Raw genomic sequence first — 15,528 nt, forward strand, 5'->3', positions numbered from 1 at the left:
CCGGCCCCGGAGCGCTCCGGGGCCGGCGGGCCTTCCCGCGCGTACGGCCGGATCCTCAGCGGTGCGCCGGGAACTCCACCACCTGCTGGTACGTCGGCCGGTTCTGCCAGTTGACCTGCGGGTGGCTCAGCCCGCCCACCGGACGCTGCACGATCGAGTCCGCGCACCACTGGTTGCCGGCCGCGCAGGTCCCGTCGGCCGGGTAGACGGACGCCGGGGTGGCGGCCGCCGCCTGCTTCAGCGTGGCCGCCATCGCGTCCCGGCACGCGGACAGCGAGCCGCCTCCGCAGTACGCCCTGGCCAGCGGACCGGCCACCGGACGCCCGAGCACCGTGCGCAGGTCCTTGTCCGCGTAGCTCCACCAGCCGTACTGGAACGCCGACCCGGCATGCGAACCGGTGGGCCCGTGACCCGCGTTGGGCGCCTCGTCCACGGTCAGCGAGGCCCGCAGGGCGTCGTACAGCGGCTCCCCCAGGCCCGGTTCGAACTCGGCCTCGATCAGCAGCGGCCACCAGGCGTCCATGATCCGGACGGCATCGGCGTGCGCGTACGTCCTCGAGCCCTGGGCGGTCTCCTTGCGCTCGGTCCCCGCCGCCTGCCACGCGGCCAGCTTGTCGACCGCGGCGGACACCGCCGGATCGGTGACCGGCGCGCTGCGCAGCACGGCGAGCAGCTCGGGCAGCAGGTTCTCGGCCCGCAGGTCGGTGACGGCCGCGTCCGCCATCGCCTGGGCGAGTTTGGCGCGGGTGACCCCGCCCGCGGCGACGAGCGGCGCGACGCGCCGGTCGAGGAGGTCGCCGCGGTGCACGGAGCCCATGCCGAAGCCCGCCGCGGCGTACCCCTTGGCCTGCTTGTTGTTCCAGCTGACGTAGTAGTCCTGCCCGATGGACTGCGGGTGCTCCGCGGGCGGGGTGTAGGCGGCGGTGTTGGCCGCCGGGTCGAAGCCCTGCCACTCGTAGCCCTGCCGGCCCGCGATCGGCAGCGCGGCGTCGACCCCGGCGGGCCTGACCGGGTTCAACCCGCTGTTGTAGTAGGCCGCTTCGCGCGCGTCGGCGTAGAACCAGTTGAAGGCGTAGCCGATGTGCTGGGCGGCCTGCTGGAACGTACGGGCGTCCGTCACGTACGAGGGGTCGTTGAGCATCTGGAAGCCGATGATCGAGTCGGCCTCGTGGCGGTACGTGGAGCGCAGCGCGGCGTAGGCCACGGGCTTGCCGGCGATCGTGGCGCGGTGGGTCACGATGCCGTAGTTCGTCCGCCAGACCTGCATCCGGTACGAGCCGTTCGGCGTCGGGTCGGCCACCGAGGACTTCCAGGCGTTGGTGCGCTCCAGCTTCTCCATCGGGGTGCAGGTGCCGCGGTAGAGGTACGAGGCGCTCGCGGTGGTCGGGGTCCCGCCGCCCGGCTCGCACAGCTCGACGGCGAAGGTGTCGGTGATGTCCTGCCCGGCGGAGGTGGCGCTCCAGGCGTAGTCCTGGCCGCGGCCGAGCTGGACGTACATGCTCACGCCGGCGAAGGAGGCGCCGCGGGCGCTGATGCCGGGGCCCTGGATCTCCTGGAGCATGAGGAGCTGGGGCGCGAGGTAGCCGGTCTGCGGGCCGAAGACGGCGACGGGGTGGCCGCTCGCGGTCTTCGCCCCCGAGACGAGCAGGGCGTTGGACATGCTCTGCTTGACCGGCTTCGGCGGGTTCGCGGCGGCCGCCGTGGCCGCCGCCCCCGTACGGTCGTACACGAGCTGCTCGGCGGTGACCGATCCGGGGTCCGGGAGCGCGGTGCCCTGCGGGTTCGCCGGCTTCTGCGCGTACGGGAAGCTCGTGCCGTCGTGGACGGTGAGCACGGCCTCCGGGTCGTCGCGCTCGCGGAAGGACTCCCAGACCCGGGTGCCCTCCTCCAGGCCGTACTTCTGCTGCGCGGAGAGCAGGGAGAGCGCGGCCTGCACCTCGCCGCCGCCTCCGCCGCCGAACAGCCCGCCGACGACGGAGGCGAGGGCGATCAGGTCGGTGATCTTGAACGGCTGGATCTCTCCGGCGTTGGTGATCGAGTCGATGTGGCCGGTGAGCACGTACTCACCGGGGAAGTAGCGGCCGTTCTTGGACTGGACGCGGTAGGCGTTGATCCCGTCGACGTACGCCTGCGCGTCCTCCATCGCGAGCCGGCCGCGGTCGCCCTCGGTGGTGCGGATCCGGTCCACCTGGGCCTGCAGGTCGGCCTCGGTGTACGGGGCCTGCGGCCAGAACTGCTGCTCCAGGCCCTGGTTGGCGAGGGCGCCGCCGGCGAACGGGGTCAGGTCTCCGCGGCCGACGTGACGGAAGAGGTCCATCTGCCACAGCCGGTCCTGGGCGGCGGCGAACCCCGCGCCGTAGGAAGTCCCGTAGCGGGTGGTGCCCTTGATGTGGGGGACGCCGGTCTTCTTGTCGCGGGTGATGGTGACGTCGGAGCGCGGGCTGCTCGTCGACTCGACCTGGCCGGCGGGGACCCCGAACGAGGCGTCGTTGAAGAAGTCGTTGACCTTGGCGTCGGTGAGACCGGGGTAGCCCGCCACCAGCGAGTCGTAGCGGGCCAGTTGGTCGGAGGCGTGGGCGGGCATCGTGCCGAACGCCTTGTGCAGGAGGATCTGGGCGAGGGTCGCGTTGCCGTTCTGTCCGGGCGGCAGGATGTCCGCGCACTGACCGCCGCAGTAGTCGGCGACGGGCAGCGGGACGGGGTCGGCGGACGGCGCGGCGGACGCGGACGCGAGCGGGGAGAGCAGGGCCGCGCCGAGGGCGATCACCCCGGCGGCGACGGCAGTTCTCAGGCGGGCGGTGGGACGTCGCATGCGTGCTCCTCCGTGGGGCGGGAAGCGGTCACGGGGGAGGGTACTGGCGGGCCTACCACTCAGTAAGATGAACGACCGTCACTTTTGAGGAGAGTTGACGCCGACCCCCGGCCGACGGCATAAATGCGTTGCCGGACGTGCGGAACGTCGGAGAGGGTCGCTGTCATGTCACAGAAAGAGCGCCACGTAGCCGACCTCTTCTCCGGCGGCCGGCTCATCGCCGTCCCGCGCAGGGCCGCCCGCCGCGAGCAGCTGCTCGCCCACCTCACCGAGACACTCTTCGAGGAGGGCCGGACGTACACGGAGCCCGAGGTGAACGACGCGCTGCGCACGGTGCACGAGGACTGCTCGGCGCTGCGGCGCCACCTGGTCACCTCGGGCCTGCTGACCCGCACCCGGGACGGCGGCAGCTACCGGCGGGCCGACGCCGTGGAGCGCGCCGGAGCCGGTGCGTCCGCTATCCCCGGTACGTCTCCAGCAGCCTGAGCCAGACCTCGCTGATCGTCGGGAACGCCGGGACCGCGTGCCACAGCCGCGCGATCGGCACCTCCCCCGCGACCGCGATCGTCGCCGCGTGCAGCAGCTCGGCCGCGCCCGGGCCGACGAAGGTGGCCCCGAGGAGCACCTCCCGGTCCAGGTCGACGACCATCCGGGCCCGGCCCCGGTACCCGTCGGCGTACAGGCCGGCGCCCGAGACCTTGCCGAGGTCGTAGTCGACGGCGCGGACCCGGTGGCCCGCCCGCTCGGCCTCGGCGAGGGTGAGGCCCACCGCGGCCGCCTCCGGGTCGGTGAACACCGCCTGCGGCAGGGCCTGCGTGTCGGCGGTCGCGGCGTGCGCGCCCCAGCGGCCCGTGTCGAGCGCGGGGGCGCCCGACGCGCGGGCGGCGATGGCGGCCCCGGCGATCCGGCCCTGGTACTTGCCCTGGTGGGTCAGCAGCGCACGGTGGTTCACGTCGCCAACCGCGTACAGCCAGTCGTGGCCCTCGACCCGGCAGGTCTCGTCGACCGGGATCCAGCCCCCGGGCGTCAGCCCGACGGTCTCCAGCCCGATGTCCTCCGTGTGCGGGGTACGGCCGGTCGCCATCAGCAGCTCGTCCCCCTCCAGGATCTCGCCGCCCTCCAGTACGACCTGGACCGGCCCGGTCGAGCCGTCCCGTACGACCGCCTCGACGGCGACGTCCGTACGGACCACCGCGCCGGCTTCGCGCAGCGCCTCGGCGACCAGCTCCCCGGCGAAGGGCTCCATCCGCGGCAGCAGCCCGGAGCCGCGCACGAGGACGGTGACCCGGGAACCGAGGGCCTGCCAGGCCGTGGCCATCTCCACGGCCACCACGGAGCCGCCCACGATCAGCAGCCGGCCCGGCACCTGCCCGGCGGAGGTGGCCTCGCGGCTGGTCCACGGCCGCGCCCCGGCGAGCCCGGGCACGTCCGGGACCAGGGCGCGGGTGCCGGTGGCGACGACGACGGCGTGCCGGGCGGCGAGCACCACGTGCTCGCCCTCGGGGCTGGTGACGGCGACCTTGCGGACGCCGTAGAGGCGGCCGTGGCCCCGGTAGAGGTGGGCGCCGGTCGACTCGACCCAGTCGACCGCGCCGTCGTCCTTCCAGCTGGAGGTCCAGTAGTCGCGGTGCGCGAACACGGCCGCCGCGTCGAGCGGCCCCGCCGCGGAGCCCGCGAGCCCGGGCACCCGGCGGGCTTCGGCCCTGGCCAGCGCGGGGCGCAGCAGCGCCTTGCTCGGGACGCAGGCCCAGTACGAGCACTCGCCGCCGACGAGCTCGGCCTCCACCAGGGCGGTGCTCAGCCCGGCGGCGCGGGTCCGGTCCACGATGTTCTCGCCGGCCGGTCCCGCGCCGAGCACCACGACGTCGTACTCCACCGCTTCCGACACAGTCACCATCCGTGGTTCCAGGGGCTCTTGTTTCCCTGTCACCTTACGTGCGGACCGTGGGGCGCGCCGCAGACGCGCGGCGGCGCGGCCCGCGGGGCACCGGGGCACCGGGGCACCGGGGCACCGGGGCACCGGGGCACCGGGGCACCGGGGCGACGCTGCGGGCTCAGGCCTGCGCGGTACCCGCCTGGCCGTCCTGCTGCGACGCGGCGATCTTCGCCCGCACCTCTTCCATGTCCAGCGACCGCGCCTGCCCGATCAGGTCGGTCAGCGCGGCCTCCGGCAGCGCGCCGGGCTGCGAGAAGATCGCCACCTGGTCCCGGACGATCATCAGCGTCGGGATCGAGGTGATCTGGAAGGCGGCGGCCAGCTCCTGCTGCGCCTCCGTGTCCACCTTGGCGAACACCAGGTCCGGATTGGCCTCGGAGGCCTTCTCGTAGACCGGGGCGAACTGGAGGCAGGGCCGGCACCAGCCCGCCCAGAAATCGATCAGCACGAACGGGTTCTCGCTGACCGTCCGGTCGAAGTTCTCCTTGGTGAGCTCGACAGTAGCCACGGTTCCAGACCTCCTGATTGCCTTGTATGCACCTTGAACGATCGGCTCGCCCCGCGCATTCCGCCGCGGCGCGCCGGCGGGCGGGCCGCGGGACGTCCGCGGCCCGCGCGCACGCGCCGTCTCAGAAGGGGTGCCCCGCCGGGGTCGAGCGGACCGTCGTCCAGCGCAGCTCCGTGAACGCGTCCAGGTTCGCCTCGCCGCCGAACCGGGCCCCGGTGCCGGAGGCGCCCACCCCGCCGAAGGGGGCCACGGCCTCGTCGTTCACGGTCTGGTCGTTGACGTGCGCGATCCCGGTCGGAATCCGCTCGGCCAGGTCCATCCCCCGGGCCGCGTCGCGCGTCACGATCCCGAGGGAGAGGCCGTACGGGCCGGCGGCGGCCAGGGCCACCGCCTCCTCCTCCGTCGCGAAGGAGCGTACGGGCGCCACCGGGCCGAAGACCTCCTGCGCGTAGGCGGGGGTGTCGTCGGCGACGCCCGCCAGCACGGTGGGCCGGTAGAAGAGGTCCTCGTACGTGCCGCCGGCGACGAGCTTGGCCCCCTGCTCCGTGCTGGCCTCGACCAGAGCGTGCACCCGCTCCAGCTGGCCGCGGTCGATCAGCGGCCCCAGGTGCACCCGCTCGCGGTACGGGTCCCCCACCGCCAGCGCCTCGGCCCGCGCGGCGAGCCGCTCCACGTACTCGTCGTACAGCGAGGCGTGGACCAGGTGCCGGCCGGCCGTCATGCAGATCTGGCCCTGGTGGAAGAACGAGCCCCAGGAGGCCTGCGCCACGGCGGCCTCGACATCGGCGTCCTTGAGCACGACGAGGGCCGAGTTCCCGCCCAGCTCCAGGTGCGCCCGCTTGAGATGGCGGCCCGCCAGCTCCCCGACGAGCCGCCCGGCGGCCGTGGACCCGGTGAAGGACACCACCCGGACCAGGGGATCGGCGACCACCGCCGCCCCGGTCCCGGCGCCCCCGGGCAGCACGTGCAGCAGCCCGTCCGGCAGTCCGGCGGCCGCGAAGACGGCGGCGAGCGCGAGGCCCCCGCTCACGGCGGTCCGCGGGTCCGGCTTGAGCAGCACCGCGTTGCCGAGGGCGAGCGCCGGGGCGACCGAGCGGACCGACAGGATCAGCGGCGCGTTGAACGGGGCCACCACGCCCACCACCCCGGCCGGGACCCGGCGGGTGAAGGAGAGCCGCGGCGCCTCGCTCGGGAGCACCTGCCCGGTCGGGCGCGAGGCCAGCGCGGCGGCCTCGTAGCACTCCTGGGCGGCGACGTGCAGCTCGAAGTCGGCCTTGCCCGGTATGGAGCCCGACTCCCGCACCAGCCAGTCCCGCAGCTCCCCGGCATGGGCGGTGAACAGGTCTGCGGCACGGCGCAGGACGGCGGCCCGCTCCATGTGCCCGGCCCGCCCCCACTCCTCCTGGGCGGCGCGGGCCCGCAGGGCGGACTCGGCGACATCGGCGGGCGCGGCCAGGGCGAGGGTGGCCAGCGTGAGGCCGGTGGCGGGTTCGACGACGGGGGCGGTGCCCCCGGTGAGGGTCGGTCCGTCCTGCCAGAGCGTCGGATCGAGGAGCGGCATGGCGCGGGGCCTCCGGTGGGGATGGGCGGGGCGGGGGGCGGCAGCACGCGCCATCGTGCCAGACCGGAGGCACCACATCTGTTCAGTTATTGGGCAGTTGACGCGCCGCAGTGACCGGAAACGATCGACGGCGGTGCGGCGTACGGGAGTTCGGGGCGCCGGCTCAGCGCTCCAGGACGAGCGCGATGCCCTGCCCGACCCCGATGCACAGCGTGGCCATGCCCGTGCCGGAGCCGGCCGCGGCCAGCTGGTGCGCCACCGAACCGGCCAGCCGGGCTCCGGAGGCGCCGAGCGGGTGGCCGATCGCGATGGCGCCACCGCGCGGGTTGAGCACGGCCGGGTCCAGCTCCGGCCAGGCCGCGACGCAGCCGAGCGCCTGGGCCGCGAAAGCCTCGTTGAGTTCGAGCGTGGTCAGATCGGCCAGGCTCCGGCCCGCCTTGGCGAGCGCCTTGCGCACGGCGTCGACCGGACCCAGGCCGAAGAGCTGCGGCTCGATGCCGGTGACCGCGGAGGCACTGATCCGGGCGAGCGGCTCCCGGCCGGTGGCGGCCAGCCCCTCCTCGTCGGTCAGCAGCAGCGCCGCGGCGCCGTCGTTGAGCGGGGAGGCGTTGGCGGCCGTGACCGTACCCGTGCCGTCCGTCCGGAAGGCGGGCTTCAGGCGGGCCAGCGACTCGGGCGTGGAGCCCTCCCGGATGCATTCGTCGCGTACGAGGTCCACTCCGGGGTACGCGACGACCTCGTCCCCGTACTGCCCGGCGGCCCAGGCGGCCGCGGCCTTGCGGTGGCTCTCCAGGGCGAAGAGGTCCTGGGCCTCGCGGGTGATGCCGTGCTTCTCCGCGATGAGTTCGGCGCCCTCGCCGAGCGAGCCCGTCCACTCCGCGGGCATGCGCGGGTTGGTCATCCGCCAGCCGAGGGTGGTGGACCACATCTGCTGGTGGCCGGCCGGGAAGGGGCGCTCGGGCTTCTGCACCACCCAGGGGGCGCGGCTCATCGACTCCACGCCGCCCGCGATGGCGACGCAGGCGTCGCCCAGCGCGATGGCCCGGGCGGCCTGGATCACCGCTTCGAGGCCCGAACCGCAGAGCCGGTTGACGGTGACCCCGGGGACGGACACCGGGAGCCCCGCGAGCAGGACGGCCATCCGGGCCACGTCCCGGTTGTCCTCGCCCGCGCCGTTGGCGTCGCCGAAGACCACGTCGTCGATGCGGGCGGGGTCGAGGTCGGGCGTACGGTCCACCAGCGCGCGGACGACGTGCGCGGCGAGGTCGTCGGGGCGGACCCCGGCGTAGGCTCCGCCGAACTTGCCGATCGGGGTGCGGACGGCGTCGACGACGTAGACGTCGCGGACGGCACGTCCGTCGCGGGCGGTGCGGATGCTCATCGGGGCTCTCCTGGGCGGATCCGTACGGGCGGCGCCGGGACGGTGCCGGGGTCGGCACCCGGTGCGGCGCCGGGCGCGCCCGGTGGGGCGCGCCCGCAGTCTCCGTCCGCAGGTCACCGGCTGTCAACGGCCCCCTGCCGGCCAACGACCGGCCGTTCGGACGGTGCCGGTCCCGGGCCGCGGCCACGGGCGGGCGAAGCGCGGCGCGGCCGAGGTGTCACGGCCGAGGTGTCACGGCCGAGGTGTCACGGCCGAGGCGCCACGGCTCCTTTCAGGTCGACTCCCGCCGGACGGCCACGGCGGAGATCAGGTCGTGCCGCCGCGTGATCTCGCCCGGCTCGCGCACCGCCCGGTCCACCAGCTCGGCCAGGTGGTCACCGGTCGGCAGCTCGATCTGCACCGTGCTCAGCCGGGGCCGCAGCAGCCTGCCGATGAGCAGGTCGTCCGCGCCGATGACCGCGACGTCCTCGGGGACCCGCAACCCCTCGTCCAGCAGGGCGCGCATCAGCAGCATCGCGTACTCGTCGTTGTACGCGAACACCGCGTCCAGGCCGAGGGAGGGCCAGCGGGCCGCCAGCGCCGCGGCCGACTCCTCCGAGTAGGCCATCGGCAGCGGTTCGATCTCCGCGCCCGCGACCGAACGGGCGCCCTCCAGCCGGGGGGTGGAGAAGAGCTCCATCCCCTCCTCCTCCGGTACGACCACGCCGATCCGCCGGTGCCCGCGCTCGACGAGGTGGGCGGTGGCCCGGGCACCGACCTCGCTCTGGTCCAGGACCAGCGCGTGGGCTCCCGGGACCCCGACCGGGCCCATCGTTATCACCGCGCGGGCCCCGGCCCGCTTCAGCGTGGCCACGTTGTGCGCGGACAGGGTGATCTCACCGAGCGAGATCACCGCGACCGGCCGCAGCTCGGCCCAGGCGCGGGCCGCCTCGTCGCCGGTGAGGCCGAGGCTGCCGTACTGGACCACGGTGTAGTCGAGGCGGCGCAGCGACCACTGGAGCTCGTTCAGGAAGGCGCTGTAGAGCGGTCCGATCGGCACGTGCGAGGTGGGCAGCAGCACGATGCGGGTGTGCCCGGCGCGCAGACTCCGGGCGGCGGCGTGGGGTACGTACCCGAGCTCCTCGGCGGCCCGGCGGACCTTGCGACGGGTCGGCTCGCTGATCCGTACGGCTTCCGCGTTGTTGAGGACGTAGCTGACGGTCGCGCGCGACACGCCGGCGAGACGGGCCACGTCGGCGCTGGTCGGCACGGGGGCCGGCTGCGGCGGTTTCGATGACTGTGACATTGCCGTGGCATCTTTCCAGACCGATTGCACCCGGGGGCTAGCGGATGGCCGGAAACGGATGCTACACAGTGGTTACACGATTCATTGACACGTGTAACCCGGGCGTCACATCCCCTTCCCCGGGTCCGCGCAGCACGTGTCCGACCGTGTCCCCGCCGTGCCGCCGTCCTGTCGTGTTCCGACGCACCCCCGCCGTCACGGCAGGGCGGCGCGCACCCCCCGTACCCCGATGTGCACTGCTTCCCCACACCTCCCGACGCCCCCTCCCACACCTCCCACCTCGGCTCCACCCCAGCCTCATCCGTACGAAGAACCCGCCCAGGAGGGCACCGTGGCCCTTTCCCCCTCCGGCACCGGCACCACCGGAGCCACCCCCGACGACGCGTCCGCCGCACCCGACGCCACCGGAGCCCGCCGCGCTCCCGGACGCGGGCTGTTCCCCTTGCTGCTGGTCGGGAACAGCGCCATGTACTCCCTCTACATCGGCGTCGCCGGCGTCCTGCTCGCCCTCCAGGTCGAGGGCGTCGACCCGGCGGACAAGGTCGCCAACTTCGGCCTGATCGCGGGGGTCTCGGCGATCTTCGCCACGATCTTCAACCCGGTCGCCGGCGCCCTGTCCGACCGCAGCGGACGGCGCAATCCCTGGATCCTGGGCGGCGGGATCGCCGCCGTACCGGCGATGCTCCTGCTCGGCGCCGCCGACACCATCCTGCTGATCACGATCGCCTGGTGCCTCGGCCAGGCCGTCATGAACGTCTACCAGGCCGCCATCACCTCCGTGGTCCCCGACCGGGTCCCGGTGTCCGCGCGCGGCAAGGCCTCCGCCGCCGTCGGGCTCGGCCTGCCCTTCGGCTCCACCGCCGGCGCCCTGATCGGCGCGGCGTTCTCGGAGGACTACCGCACCGGGTACCTCGTCTTCGGCGCGATCGTGGCGGGCGCCGCGGTCCTGTTCAGCGCCTGCACCCGCGAGGAGCGGCTGCCGGCACGCGCCCCACTGCCGGTAAGGGAGCAGCTGGCCGCCTTCACCGGCGCCCTGCGCGACCACGACTTCCGCTGGGCCTTCATCGGCCGGGCGCTGCTCGTCCTCGGGTACTTCGCGGTCAGCGGGTACCAGCTGTACATCCTCCAGGACCACACCGTGCTGCCCGACGGCATGAAGCCGGAGGCGGCGGTGGCGGTGCTGATGCCGCTGACCAGCGTGGCGATGGTCGTCTCCACGGTCCTCGGCGGGTACCTCTCCGACCGGCTCGACCGCCGCAAGCTCTTCGTCGGCGCCTCCGCGCTGCTGTCCGCCGTCGCGCTCGTGATCCCGGCCGTGTCGGACAGCTGGACGGCGATGCTGGCCTTCGCGGCCGTCAACGGGCTCGCGTTCGGCTCGTACATGGCGGTGGACACGGCGCTCGTGACGATGGTGCTCCCGAAGGCGGAGGACGCGGCCCGCGACATGGGCGTGCTGAACATCGCGAACGCGGGGCCGCAGATCGTCGCGCCGTTCATCGCATCGGTGATCGTCTCGCTGAGCGGCGGCTACACCGCTCTGTTCATCGTCGCGGCGCTCCTGGCGGTGGCGGGCGCACTGGCGGTGAAGCCGATCCGCAGCGTCCGCTGAGCCTCCGGGACTTCCGCAGACCCCGCGGCATCCGCGATTTCCGCAAGTCCCGCGATTTCCAAGGCGTCCGACACACCCGACACATCCGAGACATCCGAGACATCCGAGAAGGGCATCACCGTGCAACTGCACACCCGCACCTGGGGCGAGGGCGACCGCGTCGCGCTCCTGATCCACGGCATGATGGCCGACCACCGGACCTGGCGCCGCGTGGGGCCGGCGCTCGCCGGGCGCGGCTACCGCGTCATCGCCGTGGACCTGCGCGGCCACGGCGCCAGCGGGCGGGGCGAGTACGGCTCCGAACTGTTCGCGCGGGACCTGGTCGAGACCCTGCCGGCCGGGGCCGACCTCGCCATCGGGCACTCGCTGGGCGGGCTGGCCCTCTCGCTGGCCGTGGACCGGCTCAGGCCCCGGCGGGCCGTGTACTCCGACCCGGCCTGGCACCTGGCCGCCCCGGTGGAGGGGATGGGGCCGGAGGCGTTCGCGCAGTTCAAGTCCGCGCCCAAGGAGCAGATCCGGGCGATGAACCCGCGCTGGGAGGAGGCGGACGTCGACATCGAGCTGGAGACCCTGGCCCTGTGGGACGAGGGGACGGCGCTGAGCCTGACCTCGCTGCTCGGCACGGACCTGCTGCCGGCGGCGCCGGTGGTCCCCTCGCTCGTCCAGCTCGCCGACCCGAGCTTCCTCGTCTCCCCGGAGCGGGCCGCGCTGCTCGTGGAGCGCGGTTTCGAGGTGCGTGCCGTGGCCGGCGCCGGACACACCATCCACCGGGACGACTTCGACGGGTTCATGGCCTCGCTGGAGGGCTGGATCCAACCGCTCCAGGGCCTTCCCCATAACCTTCCCGAGCGGTAACGGGGAGGTCCGACATCGGTGACGCCGTCAGGCACGAAGGCTTCGAACGTCTCCGGCGGGCTGGTGGGGCGGGTCGGGGAGGTCTTCGGCCGGTTCGACGTGGCCCTGACCCCGACGACGGCCACTCCCCCGTTGCGGACCGGGCCCTGGCGGGGCCGGGGGCGATGGCCACGGACCGGGCGATGATCGCGGCCTGCCCGTACGCCCGGACCTGGAACGTCCTGGGCTGGCCGGGGGTGAACGTCCCGGCCGGCTTCACCACCGGGGCCCCCGGGCGCCCAACTCCTGGGCCCGGCCGACTCGGAGCCCCTGCTCCTGTCCCTGGCGGCGCAGGCGGAGGCGGCGGATCCCTGGACGGCCCACCGGCCGGCCGCGGGCTGAGCGGAGCGGGCGCGGCGACCGGCCGCCCTCAGAGGTTCCGGCCGGCTGGTGGACGGCCCTCGTGGACGGCCCTCGTGGACGGCTCCGGCCTCAGCGGGCGCGGCCGAAGAGCCGCTTCAGGAAGGATCGGGGCTCCGGGACGCCCTGCGGCGCCGCGGCGCCGCCGGACGCCCGGGCCTCGAGCTCGGCCGTGATGCCGGTGCGGCGTTCCTCTTCGTCCTGCGGGGTCCGCGCGTCGAACTCCGCGGCCGCCTCCAGCATCTTCTCCGCCAGGCCTAGGAAGGTCTCGTCCAGCCACGGGCAGGCGAGTACGAGGCGGCACAGCGAGGCGAGGCTCGTGGCGTCGCGCTCCCGCCAGGCCTTGCCGACCGCCATCATGCGGTCGACGAGCCGTGCCCCGACGTCCTCGCGGGCGTCCGGGTCCGCCCAGGCCGTGGCGAGGAGTGCGAAGCCGGCTGCTTCGTTGGTCCAGTCCTCGGGTCCGAAGAGCAGGTCGAGGAGGAGGGCCCGGCGGCGGGAGTCCTCCCAGGGCTCGTCCGCCCGGTGGTGCGCAAGCCCGAGGCAGGCGAAGGCCTGTACGGCACGGACCCACATCTCGGGCTGCCGGCCCAGCAGGTACGCCCCCTGTTCGTCCTCCCGGGGAAGCGGCGGGTGCACGCATACGGCCAGCAGGTCCTCGGGGTCCAGGCCGGAGAGGCGGACGGCGTGGTCGTACGCGGCGACCGGCGCGGGCCATGCCGGCTCGGCGACGTCGCGTACGAGTTCCGCCGCCCGGGCGGAGGGCGGGTCGAGGGCGGGACGGGCGTCGAGCCCCTCGGGGCCCTCGAACAGCCACAGGGGCGTCTCGGTCCGGTACTGCGGGACCCGGGGGTCGGGCTCGGCCACCGCCTGGTAGTCGATCTTCGAGTTCGGGAAGCCCATGCGTACGGCGAGCCGTGTGCTGGGCGCCTCCAGGGCGGAGCCGAGCAGCTCGATCTCGTGATCGCGGGCGGACGAGGGGTTGGCCAGCATCTGGTGCAGCACGTTGACGCTCGCCTCGGAGGCGGGATGCACGTGACCGAGCCACGGCCGGTCCTCGCACAGCTCGGCCAGGAGGGCGGCGGCGTAGCCGTGTTCGGGGTGGGAGCGCAGGTGGTCGGAGAGGTCCAGCAGGTCCTTCGTACCGCCGTCGGCTGCGTGGCGCAGGGCGAACGACGCGGGCAGGGCCTTGGGGTGGTCCGGTTCGACGGCGAGGCCGCGGTCGAGCCAGGCGAGGCCCTCGGCGGGGCGGCCGCAGTCCCGGTGGAGTTCGGCGACGTCCACGTACAGGTCCACGTCGGACGGGTCGCGCGCGATCTCCGCCTCCCACACGGCCAGGGCCTCGTCCCGTCGTCCGGCGGCGCGCAGCGCGCCGCCGAGGACGACGGCCTGCCAGTGGCCGGGGTCGAGGTCGCGGGCGCGCTCGGCCCATGCGACGGCCACGGACGAGTCGCCGAAGCGGCGGGCCAGGGTGGAGCCCACGGTGTGCAGCAGCGAGTGCCCGGGGTGGGCGCCCACGCAGGCCCGGACCAGGGCGTAGAAGGGGCCGACGCCTTCGCGGAGCTGCGGCGGCAGCGGATCGGGCAGGGTGCGTACGAGTACGGCGACGGCCTGCGTGACGGCGTCCGGCGGGACCCGGCCGGGCAGATCGGGGTCGGCCAGCCAGGCCGCCTCGGCCCAGGGACGCTCGGGGTCGGCACCGATCACGGAGGCGAGTGCCGGGAGGGCGGAGTCCCAGTGGCCGGCGGCGGCATGGAGGTGGGCGATGCAGGCGACCGTGCCGATGTAGGGCTCGTCCGCGGAGAACAGCTCCAGCGCGGCGACCGGACCGCCCGCGGCCACGGCGAGCTCGGCGAGGGCTTCGTAGGCGTCGGGGAGTTGGGGGGCGGCGGTCAGGGCGTTGCCGAGATGCGCCGCCGCGTGCCGCAGGTCGCCGCTGTCGATGGAGAGCCGCGCCACCGCGACCTCGCCCTCGGCCTCGAGCCGCTCGTCCATGTCCGTGTCTCCCCCGCCTGGTAGTCGCCCCGACGGTAACCAACGCCCCGACGGCCCCCTCCACGGGGTCGCATTTCCGAGCGCGGATTCGCGACCGCGGAGCCCCCTGGGGTCTCGCGGCTCGGCCATCGGAGCGTGGGGGGCCGTGTGTTCATCGGGGGCGGCGCGCCGAATTGCCAGGGCGGAGCCAGGGCATGCCCTAGGGGGTGTCCGCAAAGTAGCGCCGGCCGCCCGAAGGGCGGTCCCGCGGCGTCCGGTGCGTGCTCTCGGCGTGCCGGGCGGAAGCCCTCGTACTGGACGTACTCGGGATTTCGCCCGGTGCGCCGAGAGCGCGTGCCGGGCGTCGCGGGGCAGGCGGGAGTTTGCGGACACCCCCTAGAGGGTGCGGCCCGTCGTGGAGGCGAAGCCCAGCCAGGTGTGGCGGTTGCCCCACCAGCACCAGCCGACCTTCGGGGCGTTGCGCCGGTCGCGCCCGTCGCGTCCCGTGCCGTTGCTGATCCAGATCGCCGGGGTACGGGCGTCCAGGGTGCCGTTCGGCTTGCGCAGCCGGGAGCCGATGGTCATGAAGCAGCGGTTGCGTTCCAGCGCCGCCGGCTGCTGGAGCACCCAGTGGATGCCCTCACCGAGCAGCAGCGGAGTGCGCGCGTCCTCGGTCAGGGCCGGAAGTGCCTCCTCCGGGCTCCAGTTGGACATGTGGTCGCCGCGATCGAGACCGGTGACCACGTAGAGCGGGGCGTCGGGCACCTCCATGCCGTCGAGCGGGGCGAAGCCGTCGACATCGGCCATGTCGGTGACGACGAAGCCCGGCCTGCCGTCACGGCGGAGCAGCGGAGCGAGCGCGGAGGCGGGGACGCGGTCCGGATGGACGGCGAGCAGGCCTCCGCCCGTTCCCGCGTCCTTGGCGGAGGCGAACGCGCGCACCGAATCGGCGGGAATTCCCGCGCGTTGGTGCACGCCGAGCTCGATCAGGCGCTCGGCCTGGGCGGCGAGCGACGGAAGTGAGGGCACGAAGGGCTGGGACGCGGTTTCGGATGCGGCCACGAGCACGGCACTCCTGCGGTTCGCGGTTCAGAGCAGCGGACCCCGGAGCAACGAGACGGCCCGCCGGAAGGTTCCCGGCGGGACAAAAGGAAAGGCAAGGAGGTCACGCACTCCTTGCCACTCTCAACATATAGCGCACCGGGGGG

11 protein-coding genes and 1 pseudogene are annotated in these 15,528 nt (G+C 74.2%); 4 read left to right on the forward strand and 8 right to left on the reverse strand.

The genetic code is table 11. The annotated features are described in order from the left end of the window. Window positions 1-55: 55 nt before the first annotated feature. Window positions 56-2,812, reverse strand: coding sequence for a penicillin acylase family protein (locus ACFY1T_RS18195; protein ID WP_390789032.1), 2,757 nt, complete (start codon window positions 2,810-2,812; stop codon window positions 56-58). 165 nt (window positions 2,813-2,977) lie between these two features. Here ACFY1T_RS18195 and ACFY1T_RS18200 point away from each other — a divergent pair, with 165 nt between their 5' ends. After that, window positions 2,978-3,298, forward strand: a complete 321-nt coding sequence (locus ACFY1T_RS18200) for a DUF2087 domain-containing protein (protein ID WP_390789033.1) — start codon at window positions 2,978-2,980, stop codon at window positions 3,296-3,298. Here the strand turns inward: ACFY1T_RS18200 and ACFY1T_RS18205 are convergent. The 5 genes from ACFY1T_RS18205 to ACFY1T_RS18225 all read right to left on the reverse strand — a co-directional run bounded on the left by ACFY1T_RS18205 (window position 3,270) and on the right by ACFY1T_RS18225 (window position 9,483). After that, a complete protein-coding gene (locus ACFY1T_RS18205) occupies window positions 3,270-4,709 on the reverse strand; it encodes a dihydrolipoyl dehydrogenase family protein (RefSeq protein WP_390789034.1) in 1,440 nt (479 codons plus the stop codon). The genes ACFY1T_RS18200 and ACFY1T_RS18205 overlap by 29 nt on opposite strands. A 157-nt stretch (window positions 4,710-4,866) precedes the next feature. After that, complete coding sequence (locus ACFY1T_RS18210; RefSeq protein ID WP_390789035.1) at window positions 4,867-5,256, reverse strand: thioredoxin family protein; 390 nt, start codon at window positions 5,254-5,256, stop codon at window positions 4,867-4,869. 121 nt (window positions 5,257-5,377) lie between these two features. After that, window positions 5,378-6,817: an aldehyde dehydrogenase family protein gene (locus tag ACFY1T_RS18215; RefSeq protein WP_390789036.1), complete on the reverse strand. Its 1,440-nt coding sequence runs from the start codon at window positions 6,815-6,817 to the stop codon at window positions 5,378-5,380. Window positions 6,818-6,980: 163 nt separating this feature from the next. Then, window positions 6,981-8,198 carry a thiolase family protein gene (locus ACFY1T_RS18220; RefSeq protein WP_390789037.1) on the reverse strand — a complete coding sequence of 406 codons (1,218 nt, stop codon included), beginning with the start codon at window positions 8,196-8,198 and terminating at the stop codon, window positions 6,981-6,983. 271 nt (window positions 8,199-8,469) lie between these two features. Further along, a complete protein-coding gene (locus ACFY1T_RS18225; protein WP_390789038.1) occupies window positions 8,470-9,483 on the reverse strand; it encodes a LacI family DNA-binding transcriptional regulator in 1,014 nt (337 codons plus the stop codon). A 331-nt stretch (window positions 9,484-9,814) separates the two neighbouring features. On the opposite strand from ACFY1T_RS18225, the gene ACFY1T_RS18230 reads away from it, so the two are divergent. From ACFY1T_RS18230 to ACFY1T_RS18240, 3 genes and pseudogenes are all read left to right on the forward strand, one after another. Continuing rightward, window positions 9,815-11,092 carry an MFS transporter gene (locus ACFY1T_RS18230; protein WP_390789039.1) on the forward strand — a complete coding sequence of 426 codons (1,278 nt, stop codon included), beginning with the start codon at window positions 9,815-9,817 and terminating at the stop codon, window positions 11,090-11,092. A gap of 120 nt (window positions 11,093-11,212) precedes the next feature. Next, window positions 11,213-11,947 carry an alpha/beta fold hydrolase gene (locus tag ACFY1T_RS18235; RefSeq protein ID WP_390789040.1) on the forward strand — a complete coding sequence of 245 codons (735 nt, stop codon included), beginning with the start codon at window positions 11,213-11,215 and terminating at the stop codon, window positions 11,945-11,947. Between the two features lie 69 nt (window positions 11,948-12,016). Further along, window positions 12,017-12,328 (forward strand): annotated as a pseudogene (locus ACFY1T_RS18240) (amidase family protein); the annotation flags it as partial. A gap of 90 nt (window positions 12,329-12,418) precedes the next feature. Here the strand turns inward: ACFY1T_RS18240 and ACFY1T_RS18245 are convergent. After that, entirely contained in the window at window positions 12,419-14,341 is a 1,923-nt protein-coding gene (locus ACFY1T_RS18245; RefSeq protein ID WP_390789041.1) for a hypothetical protein, read from the reverse strand. A 375-nt stretch (window positions 14,342-14,716) separates the two neighbouring features. Then, window positions 14,717-15,382 carry a DUF5701 family protein gene (locus ACFY1T_RS18250; RefSeq protein WP_390789042.1) on the reverse strand — a complete coding sequence of 222 codons (666 nt, stop codon included), beginning with the start codon at window positions 15,380-15,382 and terminating at the stop codon, window positions 14,717-14,719. Window positions 15,383-15,528 lie beyond the last annotated feature (146 nt).

This window comes from Streptomyces sp. NPDC001194 (assembly GCF_042896985.1).
Lineage (GTDB): Bacteria > Actinomycetota > Actinomycetes > Streptomycetales > Streptomycetaceae > Streptomyces.

Bases quoted from the DNA above. Each gene is read 5' to 3' on its own strand.
- ACFY1T_RS18195 (WP_390789032.1), bottom strand. From the start codon at position 2,812: ATGCGACGTCCCACCGCCCGCCTGAGAACTGCCGTCGCCGCCGGGGTG.
- ACFY1T_RS18200 (WP_390789033.1), top strand. From the start codon at position 2,978: ATGTCACAGAAAGAGCGCCACGTAGCCGACCTCTTCTCCGGCGGCCGG.
- ACFY1T_RS18205 (WP_390789034.1), bottom strand. From the start codon at position 4,709: ATGGTGACTGTGTCGGAAGCGGTGGAGTACGACGTCGTGGTGCTCGGC.
- ACFY1T_RS18215 (WP_390789036.1), bottom strand. From the start codon at position 6,817: ATGCCGCTCCTCGATCCGACGCTCTGGCAGGACGGACCGACCCTCACC.
- ACFY1T_RS18220 (WP_390789037.1), bottom strand. From the start codon at position 8,198: ATGAGCATCCGCACCGCCCGCGACGGACGTGCCGTCCGCGACGTCTAC.
- ACFY1T_RS18225 (WP_390789038.1), bottom strand. From the start codon at position 9,483: ATGTCACAGTCATCGAAACCGCCGCAGCCGGCCCCCGTGCCGACCAGC.
- ACFY1T_RS18245 (WP_390789041.1), bottom strand. From the start codon at position 14,341: ATGGACGAGCGGCTCGAGGCCGAGGGCGAGGTCGCGGTGGCGCGGCTC.